This is a genomic window from Streptomyces sp. SID8352 (genome assembly GCF_009862265.1).
Classification (GTDB): domain Bacteria; phylum Actinomycetota; class Actinomycetes; order Streptomycetales; family Streptomycetaceae; genus Streptomyces.
In genome coordinates, this window is the sequence record NZ_WWGX01000044.1 from 25448 (window position 1) to 37675 (window position 12228).

The following is a 12228-nucleotide window of genomic DNA, read 5'->3' on the forward strand; positions in this document are numbered from 1 at the left end:
GCCGCGCACTCCGGACGGAAGGGGCGGCGACGCAGCCGCAGACGGGCGGACATGCCGCTCCTGGGTGGCATCCGTCCCCCGATCGCGCTGCTCTGCCTGCTCATCCTCGCCCTGGCCGGACTCACGGCCAAGGTGCTCGGTCCCCGTCCCGACGAGGCGGTGCCCAAGGCGGTCCTCTCCTCGCAGCAGCACTTCGCGGAGGACGGCGCCATCGCGCTGCGCGCCTCCATCGACGAGCGCGTCACCGACCTCCAGCGCACCGCCGCGGCGCTCAACGCCGGCCGGCCCACCAAGGCCGAGGACGTGCTGTCCGGCCTCGGCAGCGCCTACCAGAAGTGGACCGGCACCACGGTCATCGACCTGGAGGACGGCAAGGTCCTCGCCGCCCGCGGCGAGCACATCCCGCTCGCCTGGCTCGACAAGGACGTCCTCACCGGCAAGCAGGCCCTCACCCCCCGCATGGTGCGGCTGGAGACCGGTGACGTCCGGCTCATGACGATGGCCGTGCTCGACTGGAAGGACCGGCCCCAGCAGCTGCTGATCGCCTCCAACAGCCTGACCGTGCCGCAGATCACCCTGGGCCCGTTCCGCACCATGGCGGTCGCCACGCGCGAGGGCGAGATCCTCGCCACCGCCGGGTTCGAGCAGTCCGAGGCGCTGAACTCGGACACCCAGCGTGAGGAGCTGAACTTCCTCCAGAAGCAGATGAGCCGCCTCGCCGACCAGGCCGCCGAGCGCACCGAGCAGCACCCCGTCAGTGCCCGGGAGCCCGGCGCGCGCGGCTACCCCGGCGTCAGCGGCAGCCTCCTCGGCGACCGCTACAACGGCCGCGTCGCCACCGCCGGATACGCCTCCCTCGCCGCCTCCGACCCGGAGGAGAAGGACAGCGTCGCGGCCGGGCTGGGCCTGACCGTCGTCGCCATGCTCCCCGTGGTCCAGCAGCAGGGCGCCGCCGAGTCCGGCCGCGAGCTGTACGGGCTGATCGCCGCCGGGGCGCTGGTCGGGCTCGGGCTGCTGGCCGCCGCCGTGCTGTGGGCCGCCGTGCAGCGCCCCCTGCTCCGGCTGTTCCTGGAGTCCCGCCGGCTCGCCCGGGGCGATCTGACCCGGCCCGTCGCCGTGCCCCGCTGGGGCGAGGCCGCCCGGGTCGGCACCGCCCTGGAGCGGCTGCGCACCCAGCTCAACGGCATGGGGGGCGAGCAGCCGCCCGCCGCCCGGGTGCGCGGACTGCGCCTCGGCGTCCGCGCCCCGCTCGGGATCACCGCCGTCCTGCTGCTGCTCTGGTGCGTCCCCGTCGGCCTGCTGGTCAACCGCACCGACGGCTCGGTCAGCGTGCCCGCCACCATCGTCAACGACCAGCGCGACCGCACCGACCTGATCGGCGACCGGGTCCGCCGGGCACTGAACGAGGCCCAGGCCGACCTCGTCTCCACCTCCCGCCTGATCGAGGGCAAGGACGCGGCCGCCACCGAGACCGTCCTCAAGGACGCCCTGCGCAAGCACACCCGCTACCAGGCCCTCTACGTCACCGACGCCGGGGGAGCCGTCCTCGCCAGGGCCGGGGGCGACCCGCACTCCTGGAAGGACGGCAAGGGACTGCCCCTGGTCCGGGTCTCCGGCCAGGGCGGGAAGAAGCCGGTGATCCAGGCGGGCGCCCCGGTGGCGGAGCCCAAGGGCGCCACCCTCGTCGGCGAGGTGCGGGTGGAGTTCCTCAACTCCCTGCTCAAGCGGCCCGGCCTCGGCGAGGTCCGGGTGGTGGGCCCCGACGCGAAGACCGTGGCCGGCAACGCCGGGTTCCTGGCCTTCGAGAAGCTGCCCCACTCCTCCCTGACCGACCTGGTGCGGGCCGGGCAGCTCCCGGTGGGCGCCGGGCCCATGGAGAACGGCCTCCTCATCCGGGACGGCGGCGCCGTCACCGTCGCGGCGGCGGCCCCCTTCTCCGGCGGCGGTGTCGCCGCCGATCTCGGCTGGACGGTGGTGAGCTGGCAGAAGGCCAACCACTTCGAGATCGCCGCCTACGAGCGGGAGGACCGCAGCGTCCTCGCCGGAATGCTCGGGCTCGCCGCGATCGTCGTCTGCCTGGGCTGGATCCATCTGGTCGTCGCCAGGCCGCTGCGGGCCCTGGCCGCCGGCGCCGAGAAGCTCGCGGACGGAGACCTCAAGACCGTGCAGTACCCCCGCTACCAGGACGAGGTCGGTGCCGTCGTGCGCAGCCTCGAACTGATCCGGCAGCAGTTGCAGGCCCAGCGGCAGAGCCAGGCGCGCCGGGCCGCAGACACCCGGACCGGCGTCGGAGGAAGGTGACCCGTCGTGCTCTACCTGTACTTCGTGCTGCTGGTCGGCAGCCTGTTCCTGCTGGCCGCGGGCATCGTGGAGCAGCGCCGCCACTACGCCGCGCTGCACTCCATCCCCTCGCGGGTGCTGGTCAACGGCATCCGGGGCAAGTCCTCCATCACCCGGCTGTGCGCGGGCGCGCTGCGCGGCGGTGACCTGGTCACCGTCGCCAAGACCACCGGCACGGCGGCCCGCTTCATCCACCCCGACGCCACCGAGGAGCCGGTCTACCGCAAGTTCGGCATCGCCAACGTCGTCGAGCAGATCGGCATCGTGCGCCGGGCGGCCACCTACCGCCCCGACGCGCTGGTCATCGAGTGCATGGCGGTCATGCCGGCCCTCCAGGAGGTCAACCAGAGCAAGCTGATCCGCTCCACCATCGGCGTCCTGTGCAACGTCCGTGAGGACCACCTCGCGGAGATGGGCCCCACCCTGGACGACGTGGCCCGCTCGCTGTGCCGCTCGATGCCGGAGAACGGCATCTGCGTCACCGCCGAGAAGGACCGCTTCCACATCCTCCAGGAGGAGGCCGACGCCCGGAACTGCAAGCTCGTCTACGCCGACCCCGAGATGGTCACCGACGACGAGCTGCGCGGCTTCAGCTGGTTCACCTTCAAGGAGAACGTCGCCATCGCGCTGGTCGTGGCGGAACTGCTCGGCGTGGAGCGCCAGGTCGCCCTCCAGGGCATGTACGACGCCCCGCCGGACCCCGGTGTGCTCTCCGTGGAGCGCTACGCCACCCCCGAGGGCAAGCGGCTCGCCTTCGCCAACGTCTTCGCGGCCAACGACCCCGAGTCGACGCTGATGAACATCAACCAGCTCCTGGACCTCGGCGCCATCCGCCGCCCGCTGAACGTCGTGATCAACTGCCGCCCGGACCGCGTCGAGCGCAACGGCCAGATGGGCGAGATCATCCCGGACCTGGAGCCGGACAACGTCTTCGTCATCGGGCACCCGGCCAAGAGCGCCATCGACGCCATCCCCGCGCAGTGGCGCGACCGCGCCGTCGACCTCGGCGGTGAGCGGCGCGCCGCCGACGAGTTCATGCCCGCCCTGCTCGGCCGGATGTCCGACGGCTCCTCCCTGGTCGCCATCGGCAACATCCACGGCCAGGGCGAGGAACTCCTGGAGTACCTGGCCGAACTGCCCGCCGACGAGAGCGAGGCCGGCGACGGCGCCGCCCCGGCCGCGGCCGCACCGGCCCAGCCGCAGCGCATCGACCCCTACGCCTCGTACCCGATGGCCTACGAGGAGCGCTACCAGGCCACGCGGACCCAGGAGATCCCGGTCGTCCGCATCCCCGAGCAGCCGGCCGGCCCCTACGGGCAGCAGCCCTACCAGCAACAGCAGCACCAGCCCTACCAGCAGCACCCGCAGCCTGCGTACCCGCCGCAGCGGGAGCCCCACCAGCAGCCGCAGGACCCGCACCGGCAGCACCAGGGTGAGCCGCATCAGGGTGAGCCGCACCGGCAGCACCAGGGTGAGCCGCATCAGCGGGAGCCGCTGGAGCCGCGTCACCAGGCGCCCCGGCAGCGGGGCCCGCAGGACCCCCGGCAGCAGCACCCCGAGGATCCGCAGGACGCCCCGCAGTACCCGCCGCAGCGGGAGCCGCACCACGCGCCCCAGCAGCATCCCCAGGACCCGCGGCACCCGCAGGACACCGAGCCGTACCCGCCGCAGCAGCGGCAGCAGTACCAGGAAGAGCAGTACGGGCACTACGGGCAGTACGTCCCCACGCAGCAGTCCTGGCCGCCCCATGACGATCCGCACGACGACCCCTACGGCGGGTCCGCCCGCCCGCCCGCCCGGAGACCCCGTTGACCACCGCCGCCCTGACCCCCGAGATGGCCGCCCTGGGCATCGCCATCGGGCTGTTCTTCTCCCTGCTGTGCTACCTCACCACCAATTTGTCGCCCGGCGGCATGATCACGCCCGGCTGGATCGCCCTCACCCTCATCGAGGACCTCCAGCGCGCCGCCATGATGGTCGGCGTCACCGCGCTGACCTACGCGGGCACCAAGCTCATGCAGCGGCTGGTGATCCTCTACGGCAAGCGCCTGTTCGCCGCCGTGGTCCTGCTGGGCGTGCTGCTCCAGGCCACGGTGATGATCGTGCTCTCCATGGAGTTCCCGCTGCTCTACGGCAACCAGACACTGGGCTTCATCGTGCCCGGACTGGTCGCCTACCAGATGGTGCGCCAGCCCAAGGGGGCCACCCTGCTGGCCACCGGAACGGTCTCCCTCATGGCCTACATCGTCGTCGCCGCAGGACTGCTGCTCGGCGTCATGCCCACCGTCTGACATACGAGAAGCAGAGGAGAACACCATGGCAGCGAAGACGAAGAAGAAGTCGCGCCCGGTCGTCTCGGGTCTCGTGGTGCTGGCACTCGTCGGGGCCTCCACCTACCTCACCCTGGAGCTGCGCAAGCAGGACCAGGAGGGCGTCACCTCGGTGCGCAACGTCGGCGTCCTGGACGGCAGCCGCCCCTCCGCCAAGGAGGAGGGCGAGGCGAGCTGGTCCCGGCTGGAGAACCCGGCCCGCTCCGTGCTGCGCGGCGAGGACGGCCGGATCATGGGCGTCTTCACCGACGGGGCCCGCACCGCCACCCTGACCGGCCCGGCCCGCACCTTCACCGAACCGGCCTCCACCGCCTCCAAGGTCTCCACCACCGACTGGGTCCGGCTGATGCCGGAGCTGTGGAAGAAGGGCGCCGAGAAGGAGGCGTGGTTCAAGGACTGGTACGCCGAGTCCCGGGACAGCAAGGAGGACGACCTCTTCGCCATCGCCTTCCAGTACGTGGCGGGCGCCCCGCAGAAGAAGGACGAGACCGGCCTCGTCTACGCCGGCGACGCCAACTTCGGCCCCCTCAACACCACCGGCGCCGAGGGCGGCGACCTGCGCCTGGAGCAGTCCGACTTCTACGACTACCTCGGCGTCACGTACCCCTTCCGGGACGGCTCGGTGGGCCAGCCGGAGACGATGCGCGCCAAGTCCCTGGACTGCTCGGGCTTCATCCGGATGGTCCTCGGCTACCGCGCCCGCTACCCGCTGATGTCCTCCGACACCTCCGGGGACGGGCTGCCGCGCACCGCCAACGGCATGGCCCGCTCCGAGGAGGGCACCGACGTGCTCCCCCTGACCGGCATCACCCCGGACGACCGGCCCTCCGCCATCGACCAGCTCCAGCCCGGCGACCTGGTCTTCTTCAAGCTCGACACCCGCACCGCCGAGCGGCTGGACCACGTCGGCATGGTGCTCGGCTACGACACCGAGGGGCACCTGATCTTCGTCTCCAGCCGTGAGGAGATCAACGGCCCGACCATCGGCGACGTGGGCGGCGTCTCCCGCCTGGACGGCAACGGCTACTACGCCAAGACGCTGCGCAGCGCCAAGCGGCTCTGACCCTCCCGTGCGGGCGCGGCGCCGGGTGCGACCACCGGTGTCCGTGCCCGCGGGTGGCTCCAGCCGCCGGAACCCCGGTCCGCGGTGTCCGTCGCCCGGGCCGGTGCCCGCGGCGGCCGTGCTCCCGGGCGGTGCCGTCCGGCCGGGGGCGGTCAGTCCGCGACGGCCGCCGCCGAGGCCTGGGCCCGGCCCCGGCGGTGGATCTGCCGGAAGGTGAACTCGGCCAGGTCGTCCCCGGCCCGGAAGACCGCCGCGTCGCCCTGCGTCACGTCCTTGCCGTCGACGCGGCCCGCCAGGGTGAAGTAGGCGTAGCGGCCGTAGGAGTTGGTGGTCGAACGGCAGACGGCGCCCGCGCAGAAGACGGGGACCCCCTCGCCGGACAGGGAGCGGACGGTGCTCCGCCGGTCGGTACCGGCCCGCGCCGCGGACGCCTTCGCCGCCGTGTCGAACACGGCCACCCCGACCGTCACCGCCACCCCGTCCCGCCGGTACGTCACGCGTATCAGACGGGTGCAGTCGTGGGCGTCGAGCGCCTGCGGCAGCGTGCCCCGGGCGGCGGTGGCGCAGGACCGGGTGTCGGCCACCGGGCCCTTCCCGTACACCGCGTCGCCCATGGTCATGCGGGTGCCGGGGAAGAGGGTCCCCGGGTCGAGGGGCGCCCGGTCCTTGGCGGCGCTGGAGACGAAGTCCTTCGGGTCCAGCGGCGGCGGCGCGCTGGTCGGGGCGAAGGAGGGGGCCGAGGCGGTGGCGCCGGACGGCCCGGCCGCCGACGCCGTCCCGGGGGCGGGGGAGGCCGCCGCCCCGCCGGGGCCGCCCGAGGAGACCACGGCCATCGCGACCGCGACGGCCGCCGCCACGGCGGCCAGCGCGCCGCCGCCGACGAGGAACAGTCTCCGGCGCCTGCCGCGGGCCGCGGAGCGCTCCGCGAGCGCGGCCCAGTCCGGGGTCCCGGCACCTCCGTTCCCGGTCTGCTCGGAGTGCGGCCGCCACGGGTCCCACGGCTGCTGGGGTCCCCCCTGCCCAAAGCTCATGGGCGGCATCCTAGAGGTGCCCGGCACCGTCCCGCGGCGCCGTCGGCGACCTCGCGGCGCCCCCGCGCCCCATGCCCACCGAGCGCCCCGGCGGCCCGCCGCCTCCGGAGTGGGCGGGCACGGGGCCGACGACGCATCCGCCCCGCGCGGTCCCGGTACCCGCCCCGCCGCCGGGAGGTCCGCCCGTACCCGCCGTCCCGTCGGGGAGTCCGCCCGGCCCCGCCGTTCCGTCGGGGCGCGCGGCCCGGCGGGGTCCGGGCCGGAGCGGGCCCGAGACCCTAGGGTTCGGTGCATGGCGACGCGCGAGGGCGACATCCGCGGATGGTGGGTGCGACCGGCCGGCCGGGCACCGTGGGCGGTGCTCGCGGCGGTGCTGGCCGCCTCGGCCGCCGCCGCGGCCCGGTCCGGTCCGCCCGGCGGGATGGACAACGCGATCGTGGTGCGGGCCGCCCGCACCTGGCTGTCCGGCGGCTCCCCCTACGACGACCCGCACTTCCTCTACCTCCCCAGCGCCGTCCTGGCCGCCGCCCCCGAGGCCCTGCTGCCCGCCCCCGTGCTGCGGGCGGCGGCCCCCTGCGCGGTGGTCCTGCTGCTGGCGCTCGGCTGGGCCTGTGCCCTCGCGCTGCACCGGGTGCCGCTCGGCAGCCGCCTGGCCGCCCTGGGGCTGACCGGGCTGGCGGCGGGCTTCGCCCCCTTCGGGCACCTGGTGCGGCTCGGCAACTGGACCGTGACGGCGGCCGCGGCACTGCCGCTGTGCCTGCTGCTGGCCAGCCGGGGGCGGTGGACGGCGGCGGGCGGTGTGATCGGCGCGGCGGTGGCGCTCAAGCCGCTGCTGGCGCCGGTGGCCCTGCTCCTCCTGTTCGCCGGGCGCGGTCGGGCCCTGGCGGTGGCCGTCCTGGTGCCGGTGGCCGCCTCCGGGGCGGCGGCCCTGCTGATGCCCGGCCCCGGCGGCTTCTTCACCCGCACCCTCCCCTTCCTGCTCCACGGCGACGACGGCTTCGTCCGGCTCTACGAGGCGTCCCCGGCGGCCGTGCTGCCCCGGCTCGGGGTGCCGGGGGCGGCGGCGGAGGGGGCGGCGGCGCTGGCGGCCGCGGCGGGGGTGCTGTGCGCCCTGCTGCGCTGGCGGCGGGGCGACGCCGGACCGCTGCGGTACGCGGAGACCGGCACCGGGCTGATGCTCTCCGCCTTCCTCGTCTCCCGGCCGTCCTACGACCACTACCTCCTGGTCGTGGTGCCGCTGCTGCTCGCCGGGCTGCCGTACGCCGGGTCGGTGGCCCGGGGGCCCTGGTTCTGGGCGGCGCTGGTGCCCCAGCTCCCCGGGGTGACCTGGCCCTGGCTGGAGGGGGTGCGGCGGCGGGCGTTCAAGGACGCCTTCACGCTGTGCGTGCTCGCGGTGACCGTGGCGCGACGGGCGCGGAACGCCCCGGTGACGGTACGGGCTACCATGGACGGTCACGACCGTGCCGGGGAAGCCCGGGACCCCGTGCGGGCGTCGGCAGCGCCGTTTTGACCCGGCTGCGACCGGACGGGTATTCTGCACAGTCGTTATGTGTATTGGCTTGCTCATTCTCACGTGAGGGGCCCTTACACCGGTCCACCGGGACCGATGACCAGCGACCAGCACACGGTTTGCGTCACCGTGGTGCGGTCAGGGCTGTCTGATCGTCTTCGGTGACCTTGTCAGGACCCATCACTGAAGAAGCGAAGGCTACGAACCGTGCGTACGTACAGCCCCAAGCCCGGCGATGTGACGCGCCAGTGGCACGTCATCGACGCTCAGGACGTCGTCCTGGGTCGTCTGGCCTCCACCGCCGCCTCCATCCTGCGTGGCAAGCACAAGCCGATCTACGCGCCCCACGTCGACACCGGTGACTTCGTCATCATCATCAACGCCGACAAGGTGCACCTCTCCGGCAACAAGCGGACCCAGAAGATGGCGTACCGCCACTCCGGCTACCCGGGCGGTCTGCGCTCCGTGCGCTACGACGAGCTGCTGGACAAGAACCCGGAGAAGGCCATCGAGAAGGCCGTCAAGGGCATGCTCCCGAAGAACTCCCTGGGCCGTCAGATGCTCTCGAAGCTGAAGGTCTACAAGGGTGACCAGCACCCGCACGGCGCGCAGCAGCCGCAGCCGTTCGAGATCACCCAGGTCGCGCAGTAAGTCCGGCCACCCCCTAAGACTGAAGAGAATCTGAGGAGCATCGTGGCCGAGACCACTGCCGAGCAGCCGCTCGAAGAGATCGACATCGACAGCTACACCAGCGAGTCCGAGGTGCCCGTCGAGGGCGAGTACACCTCCGAGTCCCTCGCCTCCCGTTTCGGCGAGCCGCAGCCGGCCGCCGGCCTGGGCCGCCGCAAGAACGCCATCGCCCGCGTCCGGATCGTCCCGGGCACCGGCAAGTGGAAGATCAACGGCCGCACCCTTGAGGACTACTTCCCCAACAAGGTGCACCAGCAGGAGGTCAACGAGCCCTTCAAGGTGCTCGAGCTGGAGGGCCGTTACGACGTCATCGCCCGCATCGCCGGCGGCGGCGTCTCCGGCCAGGCCGGTGCGCTGCGCCTGGGTGTCGCCCGTGCGCTGAACGAGGCCGACGTCGACAACAACCGCGGCCCGCTCAAGAAGGCCGGCTTCCTGCGCCGCGACGACCGCGCGGTCGAGCGGAAGAAGGCCGGTCTGAAGAAGGCCCGCAAGGCCCCGCAGTACAGCAAGCGCTAAGCTTCGCTGCCTGCTCGTGCGTCTCGCGAGCCGGTCCGGCTCGCCCGTACGTACTCCGAACGCCCCGGCGGCACGCCTATGTGCTGCCGGGGCGTTCGTGTATCCCCGCCGTTAGGCGTATAACGACACAAGACGCTCTGATGCTTGTGTGTTCGTATGGCTTGGCAGTGCGCCTACCGCGCGTCCCGGGCCTCGGGAGTCGACTGGGCGGGCCGCACCGGCAGCCGCTTCCGGAATTGACGTTTCCTCAGGAGGACAAGTGGGACGACTCTTCGGCACGGACGGCGTGCGCGGCGTCGCCAACGCGGATCTGACGGCCGAGCTGGCGCTCGGGCTCTCCGTCGCCGCGGCGCACGTACTGGCCGAGGCGGGCACCTTCGCCGGACACCGGCCGACCGCCGTGGTCGGACGCGATCCGCGCGCCTCCGGGGAGTTCCTGGAGGCCGCCGTCGTGGCCGGGCTGGCCAGCGCCGGCGTGGACGTGCTGCGGGTCGGCGTGCTGCCGACGCCCGCCGTCGCCCACCTCACCGGGGCCCTCGGCGCCGACCTCGGCGTGATGCTCTCCGCGAGCCACAACGCGATGCCCGACAACGGGATCAAGTTCTTCGCCCGCGGCGGCCACAAGCTCGCCGACGAGCTGGAGAACCGCATCGAGGCCGTCTACGCCGAGCACCGCACCGGTGCCCCCTGGGACCGCCCGACCGGCTCCGGCGTGGGCCGCGTCCGCGAGTACGAGGAGGGGCTCGACCAGTACGTCGCCCACCTCATCGGCGTCCTGCCCAACCGGCTCGACGGGCTGAAGATCGTCCTGGACGAGGCGCACGGTGCGGCCTCCCGGGTCTCGCCGGAGGCGTTCGCCCGCGCCGGGGCCGAACTGGTCACCATCGGCGCCGTGCCGGACGGCCTCAACATCAACGACGGCTGCGGCTCCACCCACCTGGACCTGCTCCGGGCCGCCGTCGTGGAGCACGGCGCCGACCTCGGCATCGCGCACGACGGCGACGCCGACCGCTGCCTCGCCGTGGACCACACCGGCGCGGAGGTCGACGGCGACCAGATCCTCGCCGTGCTGGCGCTCGCGCTGCGGGAGCGGTCGGCGCTGCGGGAGGACACCGTTGTCGCCACCGTCATGTCCAACCTGGGCTTCAAGCTGGCCATGGAGCGCGAGGGCATCCGGTTCGTGCAGACCGGGGTCGGCGACCGGTACGTGCTGGAGGAGATGAAGGCCAACGGGTACGCCCTCGGCGGCGAGCAGTCCGGGCACGTGATCATCCTCGACCACGCCACCACCGGGGACGGCACGCTGACCGGGCTGATGCTGGCGGCGCGGATCGCCCAGACCGGGCGGTCGCTGCGGGAGCTGGCGTCGGTGATGGAGCGGCTGCCGCAGGTGCTGGTCAACGTGCGCGACGTGGACAAGGCGCGGGTGGGCACGTCGGCGGAGCTGGCCACCGCGGTGTCGGAGGCGGAGCGGGAGCTGGGGAGCACCGGCCGGGTGCTGCTGCGGCCCTCCGGGACCGAGCCGCTGGTGCGGGTGATGGTGGAGGCGGCGGACCTCGACCAGGCCCGCTCGGTGGCGGGACGGCTGGCCGACGCGGTCAAGTCCTCCCTGGGCTAGGGTCTCCCGTCTGGATCAGGCCGGGCTCGCGGGCCCCGGCGCCGCACCTCGCCGCGTTGTCGTCGGTCGCCGGGGCTCCGTCCTGACTCCTTCCTCCGCCCTGCGATGCACGGCGCCGGACCCCGCTCCCTGATCCGGCCCGATCCAAACGCGTTACGGCGTTCCGGGCTTCGTCAGGCGCTTGCGCTGGGTGGACCAGAGGGACTTCTGGGCCAGCAGGGTCACCGTCCCGGCGACCGTGATGCCGGTCAGGTTCACCAGGAGCTGCTCGGCGGAGCCCACCGTCTGGGTGAGGTCGCCGAAGCTCAGGGCCACCGCCGTGTTCGCCGCCGCCGGGACCGTGGTGACCGAGATGGCGACGCCCACCAGGGCGCCGGACTTGGCCGAGGTCAGCGACAGGGTGCCCGCGATGCCGGCCATGACCGCCACCGCGAACGAGAGGGCGTCGGGGGAGTAGACGAAGCCGGTGTTGGGCCGGGGACCCTCCAGCCGTTCCGCACTGAACAGTCCCAGCGCGGTCATGCCCCAGCTCAGCACCACCGTCGCCGCCATCGCCACCGCGAAGCCCACCAGCAGGGCGAGCAGCGACCGCGCCGCCAGCCGCGGCGCCCGCTGCACCACGGCGGTGGAGATCCCGGCCAGCGGTCCGAAGTCCGGGCCCACCGCCATCGCGCCCACGATCAGGACCGCGTTGTCGAGGACCACCCCGCAGGCCGCGATCATCGTGGCGAGCACCATGAAGGCGACATAGGTGATCGACAGCGAGGACTCCTCGTTCGTCGCCTCCTCCAGCTGCTCCCACAGCACCGCGTCCGCGGGCGACCCCGGCGCCTCCCGCTCGGCCCGGTCGGCGTGGTCGGACAGCGACATCCCGATCGACTCGGCGGTGATCGCGCCGTCCCGCTGGATGCCCAGCCGCCGCAGCCGGCGCACCAGTTCGTCCGCCGACTCGCGGGCCACGTCGCACAGCACGACGTCGCCCTCCGGTTCGCGGGCGGCACCCGGCAGGACGACGAGATGGGTGGTGCCGACCGTCTCCCGGACGAGCCGGACGGCGTCGTCGGTCCGGTCGGCCGGGACGATCAGGCGCAGATGCAGCATCCGGCATTTCTACCGGCCGCGGCCCCTCC

General features: G+C 73.4%; 10 protein-coding genes. 8 read left to right on the forward strand and 2 right to left on the reverse strand.

The genetic code is table 11. From position 1 onward, the window contains the following. Positions 1–51: 51 nt before the first annotated feature. Genes GTY84_RS16295 through GTY84_RS16310 form a run of 4 tightly spaced genes read left to right on the forward strand, consistent with a single transcriptional unit; the run spans position 52 to position 5733 of the window. Complete coding sequence (locus GTY84_RS16295) at positions 52–2301, forward strand: HAMP domain-containing protein (protein ID WP_202551223.1); 2250 nt, start codon at positions 52–54, stop codon at positions 2299–2301. Between the two features lie 6 nt (positions 2302–2307). Next, positions 2308–4152, forward strand: a complete 1845-nt coding sequence (gene pgsB / locus GTY84_RS16300; RefSeq protein WP_345943454.1) for a poly-gamma-glutamate synthase PgsB — start codon at positions 2308–2310, stop codon at positions 4150–4152. After that, entirely contained in the window at positions 4149–4631 is a 483-nt protein-coding gene (locus GTY84_RS16305) for a poly-gamma-glutamate biosynthesis protein PgsC/CapC (protein WP_161227003.1), read from the forward strand. The genes pgsB and GTY84_RS16305 overlap by 4 nt, the downstream gene beginning before the upstream one ends. Before the next feature lie 25 nt (positions 4632–4656). Next, positions 4657–5733 carry an NlpC/P60 family protein gene (locus tag GTY84_RS16310; protein WP_161227004.1) on the forward strand — a complete coding sequence of 359 codons (1077 nt, stop codon included), beginning with the start codon at positions 4657–4659 and terminating at the stop codon, positions 5731–5733. 152 nt (positions 5734–5885) lie between these two features. On the opposite strand, the gene GTY84_RS16315 is transcribed toward GTY84_RS16310, so the two are convergent. Next, complete coding sequence (locus GTY84_RS16315) at positions 5886–6764, reverse strand: hypothetical protein (RefSeq protein WP_161227005.1); 879 nt, start codon at positions 6762–6764, stop codon at positions 5886–5888. 292 nt (positions 6765–7056) lie between these two features. On the opposite strand from GTY84_RS16315, the gene GTY84_RS16320 reads away from it, so the two are divergent. The 4 genes from GTY84_RS16320 to glmM all read left to right on the forward strand — a co-directional run bounded on the left by GTY84_RS16320 (position 7057) and on the right by glmM (position 11098). Beyond that, a complete protein-coding gene (locus GTY84_RS16320) occupies positions 7057–8274 on the forward strand; it encodes a glycosyltransferase 87 family protein (RefSeq protein ID WP_161227006.1) in 1218 nt (405 codons plus the stop codon). A 207-nt stretch (positions 8275–8481) separates the two neighbouring features. Beyond that, on the forward strand, positions 8482–8925 hold the full coding sequence (rplM, locus tag GTY84_RS16325) for a 50S ribosomal protein L13 (RefSeq protein WP_137303147.1): 444 nt from the start codon (positions 8482–8484) through the stop codon (positions 8923–8925). 42 nt (positions 8926–8967) lie between these two features. Further along, positions 8968–9480 (forward strand): 30S ribosomal protein S9, encoded by a 513-nt coding sequence (gene rpsI, locus GTY84_RS16330; protein WP_161227007.1) that lies wholly within the window; start codon positions 8968–8970, stop codon positions 9478–9480. Positions 9481–9739: 259 nt separating this feature from the next. Next, complete coding sequence (glmM, locus tag GTY84_RS16335; protein WP_161227008.1) at positions 9740–11098, forward strand: phosphoglucosamine mutase; 1359 nt, start codon at positions 9740–9742, stop codon at positions 11096–11098. A gap of 153 nt (positions 11099–11251) precedes the next feature. Here the strand turns inward: glmM and GTY84_RS16340 are convergent, their stop codons facing one another. Continuing rightward, positions 11252–12199, reverse strand: coding sequence for a DUF389 domain-containing protein (locus GTY84_RS16340; RefSeq protein WP_161227009.1), 948 nt, complete (start codon positions 12197–12199; stop codon positions 11252–11254). Positions 12200–12228: the final 29 nt, after the last annotated feature.